At 35.2% G+C, this 21,482-nt stretch carries 15 protein-coding genes and 1 pseudogene; 7 read left to right on the forward strand and 9 right to left on the reverse strand.

Annotated elements, in window-relative coordinates:
* Nucleotides 1-106 precede the first annotated feature (106 nt).
* From ACPWTF_RS12475 to ACPWTF_RS12495, 5 genes are all read right to left on the reverse strand, one after another.
* On the reverse strand, nt 107-4,690 hold the full coding sequence (locus ACPWTF_RS12475) for a PorP/SprF family type IX secretion system membrane protein (protein WP_427875667.1): 4,584 nt from the start codon (nt 4,688-4,690) through the stop codon (nt 107-109).
* Between the two features lies 1 nt (nt 4,691).
* A complete protein-coding gene (sprC, locus tag ACPWTF_RS12480) occupies nt 4,692-6,125 on the reverse strand; it encodes a gliding motility protein SprC (RefSeq protein ID WP_427875668.1) in 1,434 nt (477 codons plus the stop codon).
* Nucleotides 6,122-6,526 carry a hypothetical protein gene (locus ACPWTF_RS12485; protein ID WP_248728796.1) on the reverse strand — a complete coding sequence of 135 codons (405 nt, stop codon included), beginning with the start codon at nt 6,524-6,526 and terminating at the stop codon, nt 6,122-6,124. The genes sprC and ACPWTF_RS12485 overlap by 4 nt, the downstream gene beginning before the upstream one ends.
* Before the next feature lie 100 nt (nt 6,527-6,626).
* Nucleotides 6,627-7,919, reverse strand: coding sequence for a hypothetical protein (locus ACPWTF_RS12490; RefSeq protein ID WP_250834672.1), 1,293 nt, complete (start codon nt 7,917-7,919; stop codon nt 6,627-6,629).
* A 182-nt stretch (nt 7,920-8,101) separates the two neighbouring features.
* Complete coding sequence (locus ACPWTF_RS12495; protein WP_095930184.1) at nt 8,102-8,554, reverse strand: hypothetical protein; 453 nt, start codon at nt 8,552-8,554, stop codon at nt 8,102-8,104.
* A 445-nt stretch (nt 8,555-8,999) separates the two neighbouring features.
* Here ACPWTF_RS12495 and ACPWTF_RS12500 point away from each other — a divergent pair.
* The 4 genes and pseudogenes from ACPWTF_RS12500 (at nt 9,000) to recA (ending at nt 12,316) form a co-directional block, all read left to right on the forward strand.
* A pseudogene (locus tag ACPWTF_RS12500) lies at nt 9,000-10,149 on the forward strand (ATP-binding protein).
* A gap of 6 nt (nt 10,150-10,155) precedes the next feature.
* Nucleotides 10,156-10,539 carry a DoxX family protein gene (locus ACPWTF_RS12505; protein ID WP_427875669.1) on the forward strand — a complete coding sequence of 128 codons (384 nt, stop codon included), beginning with the start codon at nt 10,156-10,158 and terminating at the stop codon, nt 10,537-10,539.
* 116 nt (nt 10,540-10,655) lie between these two features.
* A complete protein-coding gene (locus ACPWTF_RS12510) occupies nt 10,656-11,165 on the forward strand; it encodes an acyl-CoA thioesterase (RefSeq protein WP_095930181.1) in 510 nt (169 codons plus the stop codon).
* A 143-nt stretch (nt 11,166-11,308) separates the two neighbouring features.
* Nucleotides 11,309-12,316: a recombinase RecA gene (gene recA, locus ACPWTF_RS12515; RefSeq protein ID WP_095930180.1), complete on the forward strand. Its 1,008-nt coding sequence runs from the start codon at nt 11,309-11,311 to the stop codon at nt 12,314-12,316.
* 553 nt (nt 12,317-12,869) lie between these two features.
* Here recA and ACPWTF_RS12520 read toward each other — a convergent pair.
* The gene (locus ACPWTF_RS12520; RefSeq protein ID WP_427875670.1) at nt 12,870-13,613 is read right to left on the reverse strand and encodes a lysophospholipid acyltransferase family protein; all 744 of its coding nucleotides are present in this window, start codon (nt 13,611-13,613) and stop codon (nt 12,870-12,872) included.
* Between the two features lie 294 nt (nt 13,614-13,907).
* Between ACPWTF_RS12520 and trpS the strand changes: the two genes are divergently transcribed.
* Nucleotides 13,908-14,882, forward strand: a complete 975-nt coding sequence (trpS, locus tag ACPWTF_RS12525; RefSeq protein ID WP_427875671.1) for a tryptophan--tRNA ligase — start codon at nt 13,908-13,910, stop codon at nt 14,880-14,882.
* A 265-nt stretch (nt 14,883-15,147) separates the two neighbouring features.
* Here the strand turns inward: trpS and dprA are convergent, their stop codons facing one another.
* A complete protein-coding gene (gene dprA, locus ACPWTF_RS12530) occupies nt 15,148-16,248 on the reverse strand; it encodes a DNA-processing protein DprA (RefSeq protein WP_427875672.1) in 1,101 nt (366 codons plus the stop codon).
* A 237-nt stretch (nt 16,249-16,485) separates the two neighbouring features.
* Here dprA and ACPWTF_RS12535 point away from each other — a divergent pair, with 237 nt between their 5' ends.
* Both ACPWTF_RS12535 and ACPWTF_RS12540 read left to right on the forward strand, forming a co-directional pair.
* Entirely contained in the window at nt 16,486-17,457 is a 972-nt protein-coding gene (locus ACPWTF_RS12535; protein ID WP_427875673.1) for an SPOR domain-containing protein, read from the forward strand.
* 125 nt (nt 17,458-17,582) lie between these two features.
* Nucleotides 17,583-18,017, forward strand: a complete 435-nt coding sequence (locus ACPWTF_RS12540; RefSeq protein ID WP_427875675.1) for a hypothetical protein — start codon at nt 17,583-17,585, stop codon at nt 18,015-18,017.
* Between the two features lie 250 nt (nt 18,018-18,267).
* On the opposite strand, the gene ACPWTF_RS12545 is transcribed toward ACPWTF_RS12540, so the two are convergent.
* Both ACPWTF_RS12545 and ACPWTF_RS12550 read right to left on the reverse strand, forming a co-directional pair.
* On the reverse strand, nt 18,268-19,029 hold the full coding sequence (locus tag ACPWTF_RS12545) for a hypothetical protein (protein ID WP_427875676.1): 762 nt from the start codon (nt 19,027-19,029) through the stop codon (nt 18,268-18,270).
* A gap of 78 nt (nt 19,030-19,107) precedes the next feature.
* Nucleotides 19,108-21,387, reverse strand: a complete 2,280-nt coding sequence (locus ACPWTF_RS12550) for a helix-turn-helix domain-containing protein (protein ID WP_427875677.1) — start codon at nt 21,385-21,387, stop codon at nt 19,108-19,110.
* Nucleotides 21,388-21,482: the final 95 nt, after the last annotated feature.

A 21,482-nucleotide genomic window follows, 5' to 3' on the forward strand; every position in this document is an offset into this window, starting at 1 on the left:
TTTTAATTTTTTAAGGGGCATTAAAAAATAAATCATAGCATTCTTAACATTTTATTTATGTCCTTCTGAAACCTCAGAAGGACTAACTTATCTATATATATTTCTATTAATTCTCAATTTTTACGACAGCCATTCTACCGTTGTATGGCTTGCTCCCTTTCGCTTCCAAAGCTTTTGTCGCTTCTTGTAGACCGTCGTATTTTTCATAATAGATGTAATATTTACTTGTTGTCACATTATAAAAGAAATTCACATCTGTAAGTCCCGCAGCTACTGCTTTCGTTAAAAACTCATCTCGTTTCTGCACACTGTTGTGTACGGCAAGAATCAAGTAATATCCACTATCAGAGTTTTTAATATTTTTAATAATCTGCATGTTTGACTGCTCTTCACCAAAATCAAAATCATTTGCTTTCAGTGGTGTGCTGCTTACTTTTGTTGTCTCTTTTATTCGTTTAAGAGCGGCAACGTCCTGGGCATATCTTCCTTCATCATTCTCATAAGCTGCACGTTTAATTCTACGTTTACGCTCAACTTCTGTGTCTGTTTTAATACGCTCCAACTCGGCAATTAATGCTGCACCTTCTCGTTCCATTTTTAACTGAGCCGCTTTCAATTCGTTTATCTTTTCAAGATAAGCTTTATTCAAAGGATCATCTTTAGGGAACTTTTTACTTCTTTCGTTATAAAGATTTGTCAACTTCGCAATTTCATTTTTCATGCTGTTGTTTGCATCAGCAATCTGAACTTTTAATGCTTCAATCTGACTGTTTTCTGCCGCTACACTCTTAAATGGTTTTGGCTCTTTATAAATACCTTTTTCACTTAAATCATTCTCCTCTTTTAAATCGTTTAAGTCTTTTTGCTTATTCGCAACAGTTGCTTTAAACTGATCTAATAAATCTGTTTGTACTTTACTTGTACTTTCTACAGACTGAGTCAAGTTTTCAATACTTTTTCCAGTATCATCTTTCGCTTTCGCTGCTAGTGCCGCTGCTGCTGCATCTGCCTTAGCTTTGTCCGCCGCTAATTTAGCCTGACGCTCCTCTTCTTCTCTTAACAGTCTAGTTTCTTCTTCCGCTTTCAATTTTTCTGTTGCTTCTGCATCAGCTTTTGCTTTTGCATCTGCTAGAAGTTTAGCTTGAAGAGCTTCCATATCAGCTTTTGCTTTCGCATCTGCAGCTAGTTTTGCTTGAAGAGCCTCAGCATCTGCTTTTGCTTTCGCATCTGCAGCTAGTTTTGCTTGAAGAGCTTCAGCATCTGCTTTTGCTTTTGCATCTGCAGCTAATTTCGCTTGAAGAGCCTCAGCATCCGCTTTTGCTTTCGCATCTGCAGCTAATTTTGCTTGAAGCGCTTCAGCGTCTGCTTTTGCTTTCGCATCTGCAGCTAATTTCGCTTGGCGAGCTTGTTCTTCAACTCTAGCTTTTTCTTCTGCAACTTGTTGCGCTTTTAATGCCTCAGCATCGGCTTTTGCTTTTGCATCCGCAGCCAATTTCGCTTGACGTGCCTCTTCCTCTTCTTGTAATTTTTTAGCTTCTGCTTCTGCTTTCGCTTTTGCCGTTGCTTCTGCGTCTGCTTTTACTTTTGCATCAGCTAATAGTTTTGCCTGAAGAGCTTCCATATCGGCTTTTGCTTTTGCATCTGCTGCCAATTTCGCTTGACGAGCTTCTTCTTCTACTCTAGCTTTTTGTTCAGCAACTTGTTTAGCTTGTAATGCTTCTGCATCGGCTTTCGCTTTTGCTTCCGCTGCTAATCTTGCTTTCTCTGCTTCAGCATCCGCTTTTGCTTTTGCGTCAGCGGCTAATTTTGCTTGACGAGCTTCTTCTTCTACTCTTGCTTTTTCTTCAGCTACTTGTTTAGCTTGTAATGCTTCAGCATCGGCTTTCGCTTTTGCTTCGGCTGCTAATCTTGCTTTTTCTGCTTCGGCGTCAGCCTTTGCTTTTGCCTCTGCTGCCAATCTCGCTTTTTCAGCTTCTGCATCTGCTTTCGCTTTTGCATCTGCTGCTAATTTCGCTTGACGAGCATTTTCTTCATCTTGTAATTTTTTCGCTTCAGCTTCAGCTTTTGCTTTTGCCGTTGCTTCGGCATCTGCTTTCACTCTAGCATCTGCAATTAATTTAGCTTGTAAAGCTTCCATATCGGCTTTAGCTTTTGCATCAGCTGCTAATCTTGCTTTCTCTGCTTCGGCGTCAGCTTGTGCTTTTGCTTCTGCAGCCAATCTAACTTTTTCAGCTTCAGCATCGGCTTTTGCTTTTGCGTCAGCTTCTAATTTCGCTTTTGCAGCAGCTTCGGCATCAGCTTTCGCTTTTGCATCTGCTACAAGTTTTGCCTGAAGTGCTTCAGCATCGGCCTTCGCTTTTGCTTCTGCCGCCAATTGTGCTTGGCGTGCATCTTCAGCTTGTTTTATTTTCAGCGCTTCTGCATCAGCTTTTGCTTTTGCTTCTGCGGCAATAAGTGCTTGTCTTGCTTCTTCATCTGCTTTTGCTTTTGCATCTGCAGCTAATTTTTCTTTAAGTGCAGCTTCTTCAGCAGCTTTTGCTTTTTGATCAGCAGCCAGTTTCGCTTTATTTGCTGCATCGATAGAAACTTTAGTTTTAGCCTCTGCAGCTGCTTTTGCTTTTGCTTCTGCAGCTAATCTTGCTTGTAATGCATCTGAGTCTGCTTTTGCTTTAGCATCTGCTGCTAAAATTGATTGCATATCTGCAGCTTCAGCTTTTGCTTTAGCATCTGCTTTACGTTTTGCTTCGGCAGCATCTGCTTTAGCTTTATTGTCTGCAATTAATTTCAATCTTGCTGCTTCAGCATCGGCTTTTGCTTTCTCTGCCGCTGCCAATCTAGCTTGTCTTGCTGCCTCAGCATCTGCTTTTACTTTTTCAGCTGCGGCTAATCTTGCTTTTGCTGCCGCTTCTGCATCTGCTCTTGCTTTATCAGCAGCCAACTGTGCCGCTGTTTTCTGTGGCGCTGGAGCTGTTTTTGCAGCTTCTGCTTTTGCCTTAGCTGCCGCCTCTGCATCGGCTTTCGCTTTTGCATCTGCCGCCAATTTCAATTTCATTGCTTCAGCATCTGCTTGAGCTTTATCAGCAGCTAATTGTGCCGCTGTTTTTTGTTCTGCTTGAACTGATTTTCCAGCTTCAGCTTTTGCTTTTGCTGCTGCCTCTGCATCTGCTTTCGCTTTGGCATCTGCAGCCAATTTCAGTTTCATTGCCTCTGCATCAGCTTTAGCTTTGTCAGCAGCCAATTGAGCTTGCGTTTTTTGAGCAGCTGTTGCTGTTGGTTTATTTGCTGCCGCTTGTGCTCTCGCTGCTGCTGCTGCATCTACTCTAGCTTTGTTGTCTGCAGCTAATTTTATTCTACGCTCTTCTGCATCTGCTCTTGCTTTATCAGCAGCTAACTGAGCTTGTGTTTTTTGTGTTGTAGCAACGGCTCTATTTGCTGTTGCAGTTTGTGCTCTCGCTGTGGCTGCGGCATCTGCTTTTGCTTTTGCCTCTGCAGCTAATCTTATTTTAACAGCTTCAGCATCTGCTTTAGCTTTATTGTCTGCTTCTAATTTTGCTTTTGCTGCAGCTTCAGCGTCGGCTCTCACCTTTTCTGCTGCTGCTAGTCTTGCTTGTTTTGCTTCAGCATCTGCTTTTGCTTTTGCTTCTGCAGCTAATCTATTCTTTTCTGCAATTTCAGTTCTGTTAACCTGAGTTGCTTCTGACTTTGGTTTAGCTGGTACCGATTTTGGCTTTGAAGGATCAATTAACGAACCTTCATCATCATCTCCGTAATAGTAATTTCTATTTTTGAATTTGTAGGCAATGGCGAATTCATGAGAACCACCTAAATTAGAGAAATTGCCCATTCCTCTTTCGTAATTGTATTCTATAGCAATACTTGGAGAAATATTAACCCCAAGTCCTGCCGAAACTCCATATAATGTGTTATATCCTACTTGTGCCCAAACTCCTTGTTGAAGTGCTAGCATTCCTAGACCAGAAATAACTGTTTTATCTTTTTTAATTTCTGTTCTAACTAATCCAGAAAATTTACTTCTATCAAAAAAGCCATAACTGTCAATATATCCAGTATACATGGCGTGCAATTGAATGGCTCTTTCTGGATCTTCTTTTACCATTCCAGATCCGAAATTATAAAGTACTAAATTGTTAATAGCCAATCCGAAATCTAAAAAAGCAGTACCATAGTTAATCCCAGGATTTACAGTTAAAAGTGTGCTTTTTGGAAAATCTCCAGTTAAAATCGTTGAATCGTCAGATATGATTTTTCCTGTATTTAGTCCGCTTTGATAAATACCTGCATTTAAACCAAAAGTCAAGTTACTATCTTCTTCTAAAACGATGTTATGAGCGAAATTGGCAACTCCGCCAAAAACAGTCATAAGCCCGTAATTTTGTTGAAATAACCCCACTGCAAATGCTTCGTTTTCTCTAAAACGACCAGAATAATTTGCCAAATACGTCTGCGGAGCATTCTCAAATTGTACCCATTGCCTTTTGTTATAGAAACTTACATATGGATTTGATTCTCTAACAAAACTAAATGTCGGGTTAATTAAATATCTATTAAACTTCAAAGAATTTCTAATAGGTAATGAAAACGAAACAACTCCATCCTCACTTGCGTTTTGAGAATAGAGTACATTAGATAAACCGTAAAATAACGTGATGAATAGTAAAAGTTTCTTCATATTATTTTATAACAGTTATTGATCCTTTTTTTTCACCTGTGTCGGATTGAATGACATAGTAATAAACGGGATTTACATTCTTAAAATCTACATTGTTTTGAGGCCAATCGCCTTGGTAATTCATTACATCCAAAACCATATCTCCGTTTGAACTAATGATCATTACCTTTGTATTTGCATTCTTATATTCGTCTGGAATATTCCAGTACGGATTCATACCACTTAATTTGATAATGTTTGGAATAACACTAGATGGGCCAGAATCTCCATTTATTTTAAATGTAAATTCTTTGCTAGAAACACATCCAGATGCCAAAGAAACCTTAGCTTTATAATTACCTTTAACAGCTACAACATACGATCTTGTTGTTTCGTTAGGAATTAAGTTATCGTTTAAATACCACTCATAAGTTGCGTCAGTCGCATCTGTACTAATCGTAACCGTTACTGTTTCTCCTTCGCTTAATTTATATCCATCCTCAGCATCAATGCTTGCGTCAAAACTATTGCTTTTCAAATCGATAGTTCCAGTTGCTTTACATCCGCCAAAATCGACTTCAACAGAATACACTCCAGATTCGTTTGTAGAGTAAGTACGGTTAGTAGCACCAGCTATCAAGACTCCATCCTTTTTCCAAGCATAGCTGTTTCCAGAAGTTGCAGTTAAAATAGTACCTGTTCCACTAGCACAAAACGGGTTTCCTAAACTTGAATTAATTGTTACGTTAGATCCACTAGAAGAAGAAACAACATTAACACGATTAGAACTAAAGTTAACATCAGAGCATTGACCATAATCGATCTCTGCATAATATTTTCCTGTACTATTAATAACGATATCTTTAGAAGATTGTCCTGCAATAAGAACATCGTCTTTGTACCATTTATATTTAATATTAGAAATATTGATTGGAGAAGGAGTCTCTGCACTAACAGAAAGGGTTAAACTACCACCAGCGCATAGCATCGCTGTATCAGTCTTACCATTGATAAAGAAAGATGATTCGTATGGTTTGAAGTATGCAGGAAATGCAGTATTTCCTAAAGAATTTCTAAATCTTGAACTCGTAACGCCTGTTGAACTTTTTACTCTAAGACTATAGGTATCAGAACCAACTAAATTTGTAGGCACTGCATATTTAATTGTTTTTTGAGTTGCAGAAACATCAACCGTTTGAAGCAAAGTTGTGGCAACAGGGGTAGTAAAATTTCCCGCAGCGTCTGAAAGCTCCACTACGAAGGTAGTACCTGCGGGAAAATCTATATAACTAAAAGAAGCATAAAACTCGTTGAACGAATTACCAGCACAAAGTTTTTCTAACCCATCAAAGGTTTGAGGCGCTATAGTTTGGGCATAGGCATTCGATCTAGCAAATAGTAAAATGCTAAATAATATTAAAACTTTAAAAAAAGATAAAGTAATTTTTTGAATCATATAGTGCGTGTTCTTGCTAGATCTATACGCTCAAAAAACAAGATATCTATGAATGTTTCTGAGAAATCGTACTTGTAGTTTTCAATCACTTCTTTTGCAAGAACTGAAGTAGCCGCAAGTGTAGAATTCTCTTCACAATCGTTAGATAATGTATTTGACTCAGCCGCTATAGTAAGGCTGTCCTTGGGGTTGGACATCCCTACTATAAACTGATTAAAATTGCTGTTTTCAATAACAGCACTATTATTACTGTTCTTTTGGTTATTACAAGCCAAAGTTAAACTGTGCTCAGAACCAGCAGCCTTTGTAGGTTGTTCTGCTGTATTCTGTGCATATAGAGTTAACGAAATAGGCGAAACCAAAAATATTATATATAAAAAATATTTTTTCGTAGATACCATTATGTTTTGATCTTTATTTAGGCCCTTTAGACGATACATAAATTGTGTCTGGGGACTTAATTAATAAAATTTACGCGTGGGAAATAAAAATCGAAACTATTTATCTATTACCGCTAGAAGCTGTGATTTTTCCTAATTGTAATCTAAAATCTGGTTTTTTTGGATTGAACATATCAATGAATGTTTCTTTGTTGTCACTTTGTGACATAACGTTAAAGAAAACACTGTTTCCATACCAGCTTTCTAGATCTTCATTGTTAGAATTGTACTCTGTAAAGATGTTTCCATTACATAAGTTGAAGTACATTTCCTCAAATTTGATTTTTTTAAGGTTGGCATCATTGATTTCTGTTTTGCTATCTAATAATACAGCAGGGTTAAATCCAGAGATTACACTTCTTTTCATTTCAAGAGAAGCATTCTCTGCTACATAAACAGCCTCTTTTACTAAACCTGCTTGAATGTCAGCTTTAATGTTTTCGCTGTCGTTAACCATTGTAATATTACTAGCAACAACTAAAGTTTGTTTTTTAGTGAAGTCTGTTTCACTTTTCTTCTCATAAGATTTAACCTCCATACAACGAGATCCGTCTTTAGTACTTGAGAAGTAAGAAGATCTAACTGCTAAAGAGTTGAAGAAACGACATTGAACTCCTTGAGAAAATTTAAAGTCGTCGTTAACTGATTTATAAGATACGAATTTTGTAGCATTTAAGTCACCACCTAAGATCCCGAAAGAATCTCCTCCAGCGTAACTTACCATAATGTTTTCAAGAACAGTTTTGTTTCCAACAGCTGCAAGAGTCAATCCGTTGAAAGTATCTAAACCTTTTACTTTTTTACCAGCAAACTCGATTCTAACGAATCTTAAAACTCCAGAGTTTGAAGCTACATTATCACCACCGTAAGTAGTCATTGTAGGATCTAGGTCTAGGTTATAAGAACCAACATTTCCGAATTTGTTAATTGGTGCATCTCCAAGGATTACAATTCCACCCCAATCTCCAGCTTTTTTCATGCTGCGGTTTGAAGTAAATACAATTGGATCTGTTTCTAAACCATCAGCCACTAATTGTGCACCTTTTGTAACTACCAATGTTCCTTTTGTTTCGAAATCACCAATAATTACAGTTCCAGGTTCGATAGTTAAAACAGCATTGTTTGTAACATAAACGTTTCCTTGTAGAACGTAGATATTTCTTTTTAGCAATTTAGTATTAACAGAAATATTTCCTGCTAAAATTTGGTTTGCTTCTCCATAGTCAACTTTATTAGGCTTAAACTCGGTCCAATTGTTTAACCAATTAGTGTAGCCCATAATTCCTTTCTCTTGTTGAGCACTCATACTCGTAACTGTCAAAAGAACGCAGATCAATTGAGTAATTTTTTTCATGATAAGGGGGGTATTACGGTTAATAATAAATTTGGGTATGCGCAAATACAAAAACTCCTCTCAAGTTTTCTGGAATTTTACAGAACCCTCGAGAATGAGTTTTTTTTATTTTGTTTTCGAAGAATGTCAAAGCAATATTTTACTGAGACTTTCCAGAAAAAAATTTCAAAAAAAATGCTTTATTACATTTCGTTCAAATCGTTGAACTCGTGTAATGATTTCAATGTACTTTCGTAGAACAAGATTGCCGCGATTAGATTTCCTTTATCAGAGTAAGGCATCATTTTTCTTTGGAATTCTACAGTTGTATCCAAAAATGTTGTTGTACCAACTGCTTGAGCATCCAAAACTTTTTTGTGTTCACTATCGTCTGGAATACCAAGGTCGGCCATAGTAACTCCAGGTTTAGTAACCAAAGCAATGTAAGGGAGAGTTTTAACTAATACTTTGATACGCTCGATGTATAATTCCAAAAGTTCACCCTTTTGCATACCACTTAATTCTTTTTGATCATGGTATTTTCGGATAAGAGCAGTTGTACTAATAATACTTCTCGGTGCGTTTTTAGCTTGTGCTGAAACAGCCGCAGTAGTTAAGATAAAAAAAGCACTAAATAGAATAATTTTCCCTTTCATAGATTCTTATTTTATAATTGGTTGTTGATAAAAACAAAAATATAGAAATTAACTTAAATTACAACTCTAATGAATTTTTTTTTCAAAAAATTTCCTTAAAAAAACCTTAAAAAACAGTCTTATGTCGAGAAAATGTGCGTTTTAACGGGCTTTTTGTTAAAAATGTTAATTAAAAAATCGTAAGAGATTATCTATAAAAAATAAAAAATTAACTCTATAAATAGCCAAAAAAAACCTACGTTTGTCGAATTTCGAAAAAAAATATTAACAAAAACATCTTGATATTTACTCACTTGAAGATATTTATTAACAAAATTCTGTCGAAAATGATCCGAATTTTTTAAAAATCATCTCCTCACTTCGACTCCGAATTTGAAAATTGTGAACTACTAAATAATCTTATCCTGAAAATTTTTGCCTCCACATTTTCTTCTATCTTTGCGCAATGCAATTTTCTCAAATTTTAGGTCAAGATTACATCAAAAGCCACTTGATAAAAAGTGCTGCTTCTGGTAGAATTCCTCATGCACAATTATTCGTTGGTTCCGGAAGGAAGTGGCACATTAATAACTGCCATTGCTTATGCTCAATATATTTTGTGTAGCAATACCGGCGACGAAAATTCAAACGGAAACGATTCTTGTAATCTAAAGTTTGATAACATCTCTCATCCCGATCTCCATTTTATTTATCCAACCGTTACAACCGAAGATGTAAAAACAAAACCTAAGAGTTTAGATTTTATTCAAGATTGGCGTAGTTTTATTCAAGAAATGCCTTACGGAGGTTTGTTCGATTGGTATAAAATTCTGGGTGTACAAAACAAACAAGGAGAAATTCGTGTTGAAGATGCACAAGAAGTTTTAAAATCGCTTTCGCTAAAATCGTATGAAGGCGGATACAAAATCATGATTATCTGGATGGCTGATAAAATGAATATCGCTGCTTCTAATAAACTTCTAAAACTTCTGGAAGAACCTTCAGAAAAAACCATGTTTATTCTGATTTCTGAAAATGAAGAAGATATTATCCAAACCATACGTTCTCGCTGCCAGGTAATTCATTTTAACGGACTGCCAGAAAAAGTTATTGCCGATGCTTTAATTGCCCAAGAAAATATAGATGCCGGCTTAGCTAAAAAAATTGCACATCAGGCGCAAGGTAATTTTAGTAAAGCACTGCATTTGTTAAAAGAAGATGATGATGATCTTCCGTTCGAACAATGGTTTGTAAATTGGGTTCGTACCGCTTTTAGAGCAAAAGGAAACGCTGCGGCCATTCAAGATTTAATTTCTTGGAGTGAGCAAATTGCAACGTTGGGACGCGAGAGTCAGAAAAAATTTATTCAGTATTGTATCGAAATGTTTAGACAAGCTCTAATGCTAAATTATCAGACGCCAAGTTTGGTTTATATAGAGCCGAAAGTCGATAAATTCAAATTAGAAAATTTCGCTCCTTTCGTAAACGGAAATAACATACACGAAATATTCAAAGAACTTTCAGATGCACTATATCATATTGAAAGAAATGGAAATGCAAAAATAATCCTTACCGATTTATCTATCAAATTGACTCGTTTAATTCATAAAAAATAATTCATAATGAACAATGTTGCCTCAATTTTACTTTTAGCTTTTCTAGCTTTAACTTTTTTACAATCGGGTTACGAAAAAATTTTTTATTGGAAAGATAATGTGGCTTGGCTTAAAGAACACTTTGCCAAAACACCATTAAAAAATCAGGTTCCGCTGGCTCTTTTACACTTACTAATTTTGGAATTAATTTCTGGAATTTTATGTGTTGTTGGAGGAATTCAATTATTTACAAATAATGGCAGAGAATTTGGTTTTTACGGAGCTATCTTTTCATGTATCTGTTTGTTAATGATGCTTTTCGGACAAAGACTTGCAAAAGATTACGATGGTGCGAGAACCATTGTTATATATTTTATTCCAGCCATTATGGCTGTTTATTGGTTGAACTAAAATATGCCACAGATTTCACAGATTCTCACAGATTTTTTTAATCATTTTAATCTGTTAAATCTGTGGCAAAAAAGCCTTTTTTATTATAGGCGTTAAAACAAATTTTATTTAAAAAAATGAATCCAAAACATCCTTCAGAATCCCTAACTATTTTAACTGATTTAGTTTTACCGAGCGAAACAAATCCTTTAAACAATCTTTTTGGTGGTGAATTATTAGCCAGAATGGATCGCGCCGCAAGTATTGCAGCCCGCAGGCATTCGCGCCGAATTGTAGTAACGGCTTCTGTAAATCACGTTGCCTTCAATAGAGCAATTTCGCTTGGAAGCGTTGTAACCGTAGAGGCAAAAGTTTCAAGATCATTCAAAAGTTCGATGGAAGTTTTTATTGACGTATGGGTAGAAGACCGCGAATCTGGAAACAGAACCAAAGCCAACGAAGCTATTTACACCTTCGTTGCTGTTGACGATACTGGAAGACCTGTTGAAGTTCCAGCAATTATTCCAGAAACCGAGCTAGAAATTCAGCGATTTGATGCAGCGCTTCGTCGCAAACAATTGAGTTTATTGCTTGCTGGAAAAATAAAACCTTCTGATGCTACAGAATTAAAGGCTTTATTTTTATAGAACGATTTTGTGACAATTTGGAACAATCAAACTTCAAAAAAAGAAGTAATTTTACAAATTATAAAACAGATCAATAAGATTACGGAAGAATTTTCTTATTTTTATCCAGAAAGACAAAACAATAATTTAGATATTAGAAAAAAATGAGTTCAGAGAAAGAAGCCAAATTAAAAGCACTACAATTAACGCTTGACAAACTTGACAAAACCTACGGAAAAGGAACCGTAATGAAAATGGGCGACAGAGCCATTGTAGAAGTAGAAACGATTTCTTCTGGCTCACTAGGTGTTGACTTAGCTCTTGGAGTAAACGGATATCCTAAAGGAAGAATTATCGAAATATATGGTCCAGAATCTTCTGGAAAAACAACTTTGACGCTTCACGCTATTGCAGAAGCTCAAAAAGCAGGTGGTATTGCTGCCTTTATCGATGCCGAGCACGCATTTGATAGAAACTATGCTGAGAAATTAAATGTTGATATCGAGAACTTAATTATTTCTCAACCAGACAACGGAGAGCAGGCTTTAGAAATTGCTGAAAACCTAATTCGTTCTGGAGCTATAGACATTGTTGTAATTGACTCTGTGGCGGCTTTAACTCCAAAAAGTGAAATTGAAGGCGAAATGGGAGATTCTAAAATGGGTCTTCACGCACGTTTGATGTCTCAAGCATTGAGAAAACTTACTGGAACTATCAGTAAAACAAATTGTACTGTTTTCTTTATCAACCAGCTTCGTGAAAAAATTGGTGTTATGTTCGGAAATCCAGAAACTACAACTGGAGGTAACGCACTTAAATTTTACGCTTCTGTTCGTTTAGATATTCGTCGTTCTGCTCAAATTAAAGATGGTGAAAACGTAATCGGAAACAGAACTAAAGTAAAAATCGTTAAAAACAAAGTTGCACCACCATTTAAAACTGCCGAATTCGACATCATGTACGGAGAAGGTGTTTCTAAAACGGGTGAAATCCTAGACTTAGCAGTTGAGTTTGATATCGTTAAAAAAGCAGGATCTTGGTTTAGCTACGGCGATACAAAATTAGGTCAAGGTCGTGACGCTGTTAAAACTTTAATTAAAGATAATCCAGAACTTGCTGAAGAACTGGAAATTAAAATTAAAGAACACATAAAAGAATTGGCAAATGCCTAAAAAATAAGTCGAAAAAAGACGCTTTTAAATAGCCGAGTGATGTAAAAATTACTCGGCTTTTTTTATTTCAAAATAAAAATGAAATTTTCACGCAACCTTTTTACAAAACATCCATCTTTATAAAAAAGCAGTTTATAATTGGTACTGCCATATATCAATTTCGAGTTTTTTTTTAGAATTTACGTTGGTTGGTTATTTGATTAAAAACCCGTTAGCATCTTCATCTGACGGGTTTTATCAAATTTTTTAAATTTTGACGCAACCTTTTTAATTTTTCTACATCTATAATAATGTGACATTAACTTGAGTTATTAACTAAACTCTTTATTATCAACCATTAATATTTTTAACCATGAAAGAAAAAATGGAATTGTTGTACAGTAAAAACCGAAGAAAAACCAAATTGAGATTTAAAAAAGTATTGCGTTTTATTTCAGAAAAGATAATTCACAGATAATAACTTTTGAATAAAAATAGGGGGTTTTTAATTCAAAGAAAAGCCGGTAGATAATTAAATCTACCGGCTTTTGTATTTTACATAATGTTTCTATGGTTATTCCTTTTGATAATCCATTAAACCATTATAAATCATATTTCTAACTTGATCTCTTAATTCTTTTCTGTTGTCACTTGTCAATCCTTTTGTTTCTACGAAAGGTAAAATTCGTGCGCGCATTTTTCCTGGACTTCCACTCAAAAAAGTATATGAAAAACGCTCTTTATTATCTGAATAAACAATAGGCACAATCGGAATCTGATGATCGATCGCCAATCTAAACGCGCCGTCTTTAAACTCATCCAGCAAAATACTTTCGTCATCTGGAACTCCACCCTCTGGGAAAATGCAAATACTTAAACCTTGATTTAATCTATTTTGAGCTCTTTTAAAAACTTCATTTTTACTTTTAGACGAACTTCTGTCAACTAGAATACAAGTTCTTTTATAGAAAAATCCAAAAAGCGGAATCTTTACTAGCTCTTTCTTCCCAACAAAAACAAACGGATTTTTAATTAAAGCCAACGTAAGCATAATATCGGTCATTGAGGTGTGATTGGCCACTATCATGTAACTTTTGCCTTTAACAAGCTTCTGTTCGCGTTTTACGGTATAAAAGAAACCCATTCCGAAAAGGATGAATTTAGCCCAAATGCGGGCCATTTCAAAGAAATATGGATATCCTTTCTCAGAAAGGATAGAAATTACCAGAAAAGGTAACATAATGAGTATTGGAATGGCCATCAAAACGTAAAACCAAACTCTCCAAAGAATCCAAAAAGCAATTTTAAATATTTTCATAGCTTCAAAAGTAAGAAAACCGAAATGAATTTTAAACAAGATTTTTTCTAAGTGTAACATCTTTTCTACCGCAAAGCACACAAAGATTTTACGCAAAGGCCGCAAGTTCGTAGCCACAGATTTAAATGATTAAATGGATTTTAAAAAATCTGCGAAAATCTTTTTAATCTGTGGCAGAACATTTAAATCTAGGAAAAAACATAGTAAAAAATCTTTGCGTGCTTTGCGTAAAATCTTTGTGTGCTTTGCGGTTATAAAAAACTTCACGAACTTTGCATCTAAGAAAAAACTAGAATGGCAAAAATACTTACTGGTGTTCAAAGTACAGGAACACCGCATTTAGGAAATTTATTAGGCGCAATTATTCCGGCAATCGAATTATCAAACGATCCAGCAAATGAATCTTATTTGTTTATTGCCGATTTGCATTCCATCACTCAGATTAAAGACGGAAAAACTTTAAGAGAAAACACCTATAGCACAGCTGCGGCTTGGCTTGCGTGTGGTTTAAATCCTGACAAAGTTACTTTTTACAGACAATCTGATGTGGTTCAAACTACAGAATTGACTTGGTATTTGAGCTGTTTTTTTCCATTTCAAAGATTGACATTAGCACACTCTTTCAAAGATAAAGCAGATCGTTTAGATGATGTTAACGCTGGACTTTTCACATATCCGATGCTAATGGCTGCTGATATTCTATTGTATGATGCTGAATTTGTTCCTGTTGGAAAAGATCAGTTACAGCATTTAGAAATTACTCGTGATGTTGCGGCTCGTTTCAATCACCAGATGGGTGAAACTTTTGTTCTTCCTGAAGCTAAAATCGAGGAAAACATTATGCTGATTCCAGGAACAAACGGAGGAAAAATGAGTAAATCTGCAAACAATATCATCAATATTTTCTTGGACGACAAAACATTACGCAAACAAGTAATGAGTATTGAAACTGATTCGACTCCACTTGAAGATCCAAAAAATCCAGATACTTGTAATGCATTTGCAATTTATTCTTTGTTAGCAAACGAAGAACAAATTGCGCAAATGAGAGCAAATTATCTAGGCGGAAATTATGGTTATGGTCACGCAAAACAAGCTCTTTTTGAATTAATTACAGAAAAATTTAAAACGGAAAGGGAGAAATATAACTACTACATCAATAATCTAGAAGAAGTAGACGCTTTATTGAAAAAAGGCGCTTCAAAAGCTTCTGTCATTGCAGATGGTGTTTTGGCAAAGGTTAGAGAAGTTTTAGGATTTGGAAAATAATTCCATCTAAAAAATGTTTTTAAAGAAACGCTGATCATTTAAAATTGGTCAGCGTTTTTCTTTTAATAACCATTTCAATTATTTTTTGTAACTTCAAGTATATTAACCTATTAAAATTAAAAAGATGGATAAGTATATTGAAGATTAGAATGTTCCGCCGTATGTATTTCAAATTCTAAATATCGTTTTTGGCCTATTGCTGATTTACATTTTATACCGATTATACAAACACTTTACAAAAAAATAATATATAGGATTTTCTGCGTTAAATTGACTCAAAAAGTTTTCCAGGAAGTGGTCTAATAACGCCTTTTAATTCCATACCAATCAGAATTCCAGATAGTTTGAAGATTGGAATTTCACATTCAATTGCAATGATGTCTAATAATTCCTTTCCGTTTTTCTGGAGAAAATCATAAACCTTTTGTTCTACGGGTTCTAATTCTACAAAAAGCTGTTTCTGAATCGTTTTTGGATTTTCTTTAATATCCCAATTCAACATATAAATTAAATCTGCGGCACTTGTTAACACATTTGCTTTCTGAGTTTTAATCAAATTATTACAGCCCTGGCTATACTTGTCTGTCACTCTACCCGGTACCGCAAAAACATCCCGATTGTAATCATTAGCCATATTTGCCGTTATTAAAGATCCGCCTTTATCAGCAGATTCTATTACGATTGTAGCTTCAGTCATCCCAGCAACTATACGATTTCGGCGAACAAATTTTTCTTTATCCGGATTCGAATCACTCCAAAACTCGGTTATGAATCCGCCCTTCTCTTCCATTCTGGCCATGTACTTTTTATGAGTTCTCGGGTAAATTTGATTTAAGCCATGAGCTAGAACGCCAACAGTTTGCAAATTAAAATCCATTGCTGCCTGATGCGCCACGATGTCAACTCCATAAGCAAATCCGCTTACAATTACAGGATCAAGAGGAGCAATATCTTCTATCAATTTTTTACAGAAATCGGTTCCATAAGAAGTAATCTGGCGTGTACCTACAATGCTAATTATTTTTTTGTTTTTGAAATCCAGATTCCCAGCGGTAAAAATCAGAATCGGTGCATCAATGCAATGCTTAAGCCGTTCTGGGTAGTTTTCGTCCTGAAAAAAAGAAATCTTAATATTGTTGTTTTTAATAAACGAAAGTTCTTTATCTGCCTTCTCAAAAACACTTTTATCTTTCAGATTTTTCAATAAAACACTTCCAATTCCATCAACCGCTGCTAATTGCGAACTTTTAGCTTTAAAAATAGCCGAAGCATCGCCAAAAGAATTAAGCAACTTTTTGCCCATTATATCTCCCACTCCATCAACCTTTAATAAGGCAAGTAAATTAAATAATTCCTGATCGTTCATTGTTTTTAACATTATGTAAAATAGAAAAAATAAATCTACTTTTTATGAGGCGCAAATATCTATAAAACAAAGTAATTTCTTAATAAATTTTAAAAATAATTCTCGTGATGCTTTTTAAATAAGAAAAACCTACCACTTAATTAATTGAAAACGAATTGTCTAAAAATAATTCTGAATTGTTAATAAAAATTGTGAATAAAATTTTGATAACTATACGCGTTGTCTAACTTTGTTACTATGAAAATCGAAGTATATATCTCACAGTTATTGTATCGTTATCAGTGTGTAACGGTTCCAGGGTTTGGTGCATTTTTAACAGAAACTCATTCGGCTCAGCTAAATGAAAGCACTAATTCGTTTTTTCCACCAAAAAAAACCATTTCTTTCAACAGCCGTATCAAAAATAATGACGGATTATTGGCAAATCATATTGCTCAAGCAGAAAAAACATCCTATGGTTTTGCTGTTAGCGCAATTGCTTTTGAAATTTTGAATTGGAAAAAAGCATTAGAAGAAGATGGCGTAATTCTTTTAAAAAATATTGGAGAGCTACGTTTAAATTCTGAAAGCAATATTGTTTTCAAGCCAAACGATCAGACCAACTATTTAGCTGCTTCTTTTGGACTGAGTCCTTTTGTTTCTCCAATGGTGAAAAAAGAGGCATTCGAGAAAAAAATCGAAAAAATTGCAGCAAAAGAAAAAGATGCTGTTTTAATATACGAAAATGAAGAAGAAACCAAATCTTCGAATCCGTTCTTGCGATATGCTGCAATTCTGGTTTTAGGACTAGGAATTACAGGAAGCATTGGTTATCCATTATACCAAAATCAAATTGATAACCAAACACTTGTTGTAGAACAAGCAGTTCAGAAAAAAGTGCAAAACAAAATTCAAGAAGCCACTTTCTTTATCAAAAGTCCACTTCCGGCTGTAACTCTTTCTGTAGATTCTACTGCTGTTGAAACTGTCGAAACCACAATGCCTTACCACATTATGGCCGGTGCTTTTAGAAGTGAACAAAATGCTAGAAAAGCTTATAACCAATTGATTAAAGATGGTTTCAAAGCTAGAATGCTAAAAGAAAACAAACACGGTTTATTTCCTGTTTTGTACGGAAGTTATGCTACAATGAAAGAAGCTGAACAAGCTCAAAAAGAAATACAAAAAGGCGAAAATCCACAAGCTTGGATTCTGGTCGAAAATCTATAAAATACTTTTAATCCTGTTCGAAAGAGCAGGATTTTTTTTGCCTTATTCTATTGTTTTAAAATCTTTGAATGGACACTTCTTAAACTCTATTCAAATAAATTCGTCTTCATAAATTTAATACAATCATGAAGATAATTTTTAAAACCTTTGCTTTTTTATTGCTACTCGCCTCTCAGTCCATTTTTGCACAACAAAACAATTCTAATCAAGAAAATCAAATAAAGAAGAACGAAGCTCAAACACAGCAAGTTCTTAAAGAAAATTATAAAAAGCTTGATGACAAAATTGCTGTACTCAAAAAAGAACAGAAGGAATTGGAAACCAAAAAGAACACTCTTGCAAAGGCTGAAAACCAGCTAAAATCGACTAGAGATAAAATTGAAAAGTTGGAAATCGCTAATCAGAAAATCGAAAACAAAATCTCAACTACATCAGTTTCTGACGAAGAAATTCAAAAGCAAAAAATTAAAACCAAAGAGAATGAAGTTACTATTCAGAAATTGAAGCTTACTCAAATTTCTCAAGAAAAAGAATTGGAAAAAATAATCTCAAATATTTAAATAGCGTTTTAATACAAAGAACACTTTCTTTTTTAAGCTTCGGAGAAGCAAAATATTTATAGCTAAGAATAAATATCTACGATATAAAAGCTCCAGCGGAGCGACATAACTATTATAAAATTATGTCGCTCCGCTGGAGCTTTTTTTCATTTGTTTTATTTGATTCTATAAATATTTAACCTCTCTGAGGTTCAGCATATAATTCTATGTGGAGATTAAATATCTTTTTAAAATAGCTTCTTTCTAATGTTTATCGTGAAACAATTTTGGCGTCTTGAGATAGGATTTCTTTTCCAGACTGATAAACGGTCAATATTGCTGGCGGAGAATCTTTTTCTCCCAAAACAATAAAATAGCATCGGTATTTGAAATTGCCTTTTTTAAAATCGAAGTAATGGTTTCCTCCCGTTCCGTCTGCAACAAAAACTCCTTTTTCGATTACAAGATCTGGATTTTCAGTCATTTGCTGTTTGATCGACCAAGAAGCATAGCGATAATTATCATTTCCTAAATCATCGATTCTAATTCTGAACTTAGAGGTTTCAAGAACTGCAACAGGTTCTTTAAAATTTGAAAGTGAAGAATTTACGCTTTTTTTCTGCTTTGCGATTAATGAATTTTTCAATTTCAATTCTTCCTCCGATTGATTATTGATGCTAATAATTCTTCCATCAATATCAATCCACATGTCTCCACGATTTAGCATAATTCCGCGCCATCCCACTTCTGACCAATCTTTTGCTGGATCCGATTTTGTTATTTTTTCAATTAAAACCTTATCAAAAATTTGGTTATATCTTTTCACGAAATCTGCGTTATCCTTAACCGAAGGAATTGGATAATCTCGCTTAAAGGGAAATTTAATACGTTTTGCAATTGCTTCTTTATCGCTATTTTTCACTTCGAGAATAAATTTCGAAATGAACTTTTGATATTCTGGTTTCAAATCCTGGGCAATCAAAAACGAAGAATTAAACACCAGAATTGTTAGCAATATTTTAAATGTTTTCATGTCCAAAATAATTTAATGCGTTAGGAATTAGATTTTTGAAAAACAGAAAACCATGTTTCACGTAGGACGTTCATAAAATCAATTGATGCTCGCTTTGAACATTTTTAGTTCGTCCCAAGTAAATTCATCTCCATATTTTTCTTTCAAAGGACTCAAAGATTCTTCTTGATAAAACTGAAAAGCTTCTCGCAAAGCCAAAATTTTATCATACGGAAGAACATCAGTAATTTCGATTTTCTTCGACTGAATAAGTCTTATCAAATGGCCTTCGATCGTTTGAACATTTAATTTACGCATTCTTGCAATATCTTCAACCGAATTTTTCTCCATCCACAAATCGTATGTTTCTTCGACTGTCGTTTTTTTAGCCGTTTTAAGCTCACTTTTCTCCGTCTTAGTTGATTTGTATCGAACAACGGGTTCTTCGGTTCTAAAAATGTCCGTATTTGTCGTTTTCAGCTCTTCTCGAATCCTTTCTGCTTTGTTCGTTTTGTAATTTTTAATATTTGGCGATGTTAACTTTTCTTTACTGATTTCTTCGCCGGCCACAACTACTTCGATCAATAACTTGGCTTTCATCAATCTCAAAACCGCTTTGGTCTGCAGATCTTCCAAAAAGTTAAGCTCTTCGTAGAATTCTTTTACTTTTTTAAATTTTTGAATTTCAGCCATTTTGTAAATCAGATCATCGACCAATTTGTCCATTGGCTTGAAAAAATAATCGTAGGCCGCATCTACCCTTTCTTTCACAAAAAACAAATCGACCGTTTCTTTGATGAAGATTTTATTGAGTTGCGAAATGAATTTCTGCGAAGGATCTAAAAGCTGTTCCATGATTTCCATTCGTTTATGCGCCCAAACCGCATGTTTCGTTTTTTCGGAACCTGCTGCGTTTTCGTTATAACTGAAACGATGATTTCGCCATTCTTGCGCCAATTCTCCCCAATTAAAACTGTTTATCAAATAGTTGTGAATAAAATTTTTGGTTTCGAAGTGAAGCGCTTTTTCCAAAGTTTCTTCAGTTGCTCGGTTCAAAGCGTAATCCATCACATCTTGGTCGTTCGAAATGCCATTCATCTGCATCGGAGAAAGCAAAATAAGCCCGTCTAACGAACGCAAACGCGAAAGTGCTACATAGGCCTGCCCAGGAAGAAAAACTTGCGATACATCGAGCGCTGCTTTGTCAAAAGTTAAACCTTGGCTTTTGTGCACCGTAATTGCCCATGCTAGCTTGATTGGGTAATGCGCAAAAGTTCCTAAAACCTCTTCTTCGATATCTTTGGTCTGTTCGTTGACTTTGTAGCGGATATTTTTCCATTCGTACTTCTCCACTTCGAGTGTCATGTTCTCTTCTGGAAAGTGAACAAAGATTTCTTCGTCTGAAAGCGATTTGATTACACCCATCTTTCCGTTGAAGTATCTCTTTTCAAAAGACAAGTCATTTTTGACGAACATGATTTGCGCACCTACTTTCAATTTCAATTCTTCTTCAACAGGAAATATCTTTTCTGGGAAATCTCCCACCACAAATGGCGTATATATGTATTCTTTACCATCTAAATCATTGATTGACTGTGAGTTGATAGAATCAGCCTTCGCATTATGGGTTGTGAGCGTGATATAGCCTTTGTTCTCTTTGAAGTCAAAATCTGGCTTAACATACTGATTTAGAATAGTTATGTCCTCGGGAGTGATCTGGTTATTTCTCAAATTGTTCAAAACCGAGATAAAAGCATCATCGGTCTGGCGATAGATTTTTGACAATTCGATATAAATTGGCGGATACGTTTGGAGAACATGAGAATGGAAAAAGAATTTCCCACGGTAGTAGTTTTTAAGTGTTCGCCATTCTTCATCGCGAATCACTGGCGGCAATTGCAGCAAATCTCCAATAAACAAGACTTGAACTCCACCAAACGGATGGGTGTTTCTTCGAACGGTCTGCATCATGAAATCGACCGCGTCCAACAAATCGGCACGCATCATACTCACTTCATCAATCACAAGAAGCTCCATGTTTTTGATTACATTTCGCTTGACGTTATTCATTTTGAAATGGCGGCGAAGTGATTCTTTGTTTTCAAATTTTACTGTTTCTGTAAATTGCGCGCTCACATCATACGATGGAATAAACGCAGAAAACGGAAGTTGAAACATGGAGTGAATGGTAACGCCACCCGCATTCAAAGCAGCGATTCCGGTTGGTGCAACGACCACAGTATTTTTATGCGTTGTGGCAATAATTTCGCGTAAAAGCGTAGTTTTTCCCGTACCTGCTTTTCCCGTAAGGAAAATAGATTTCTGAGTCTGATTGATGAATTGCAAAGTATAAGCTGCCGCTTCTGAAACGTTCTGCATTGGGCTTGTATTAAAAAAATAAAATTACCGCATTTTTATAAAAAGAAAAAACCTAAATCGCAGTGGATTTAGGTTTTCAGTAATTTAGTTAGTTT

Source organism: Flavobacterium sp. MMS24-S5 (assembly GCF_050320125.1).
In the GTDB taxonomy this organism is placed as follows: domain Bacteria; phylum Bacteroidota; class Bacteroidia; order Flavobacteriales; family Flavobacteriaceae; genus Flavobacterium; species Flavobacterium tyrosinilyticum.

What these genes read in the sequence shown, in the direction of transcription:
- recA (WP_095930180.1), top strand. Translation starts at nt 11,309, where the DNA reads ATGAGTTCAGAGAAAGAAGCCAAATTAAAAGCACTACAATTAACGCTT.
- ACPWTF_RS12540 (WP_427875675.1), top strand. Translation starts at nt 17,583, where the DNA reads ATGAAGATAATTTTTAAAACCTTTGCTTTTTTATTGCTACTCGCCTCT.
- dprA (WP_427875672.1), bottom strand. Translation starts at nt 16,248, where the DNA reads ATGAACGATCAGGAATTATTTAATTTACTTGCCTTATTAAAGGTTGAT.
- ACPWTF_RS12505 (WP_427875669.1), top strand. Translation starts at nt 10,156, where the DNA reads ATGAACAATGTTGCCTCAATTTTACTTTTAGCTTTTCTAGCTTTAACT.
- ACPWTF_RS12510 (WP_095930181.1), top strand. Translation starts at nt 10,656, where the DNA reads ATGAATCCAAAACATCCTTCAGAATCCCTAACTATTTTAACTGATTTA.
- sprC (WP_427875668.1), bottom strand. Translation starts at nt 6,125, where the DNA reads ATGATTCAAAAAATTACTTTATCTTTTTTTAAAGTTTTAATATTATTT.
- ACPWTF_RS12485 (WP_248728796.1), bottom strand. Translation starts at nt 6,526, where the DNA reads ATGGTATCTACGAAAAAATATTTTTTATATATAATATTTTTGGTTTCG.
- trpS (WP_427875671.1), top strand. Translation starts at nt 13,908, where the DNA reads ATGGCAAAAATACTTACTGGTGTTCAAAGTACAGGAACACCGCATTTA.
- ACPWTF_RS12550 (WP_427875677.1), bottom strand. Translation starts at nt 21,387, where the DNA reads ATGCAGAACGTTTCAGAAGCGGCAGCTTATACTTTGCAATTCATCAAT.
- ACPWTF_RS12545 (WP_427875676.1), bottom strand. Translation starts at nt 19,029, where the DNA reads ATGAAAACATTTAAAATATTGCTAACAATTCTGGTGTTTAATTCTTCG.
- ACPWTF_RS12475 (WP_427875667.1), bottom strand. Translation starts at nt 4,690, where the DNA reads ATGAAGAAACTTTTACTATTCATCACGTTATTTTACGGTTTATCTAAT.
- ACPWTF_RS12490 (WP_250834672.1), bottom strand. Translation starts at nt 7,919, where the DNA reads ATGAAAAAAATTACTCAATTGATCTGCGTTCTTTTGACAGTTACGAGT.
- ACPWTF_RS12520 (WP_427875670.1), bottom strand. Translation starts at nt 13,613, where the DNA reads ATGAAAATATTTAAAATTGCTTTTTGGATTCTTTGGAGAGTTTGGTTT.
- ACPWTF_RS12535 (WP_427875673.1), top strand. Translation starts at nt 16,486, where the DNA reads ATGAAAATCGAAGTATATATCTCACAGTTATTGTATCGTTATCAGTGT.
- ACPWTF_RS12495 (WP_095930184.1), bottom strand. Translation starts at nt 8,554, where the DNA reads ATGAAAGGGAAAATTATTCTATTTAGTGCTTTTTTTATCTTAACTACT.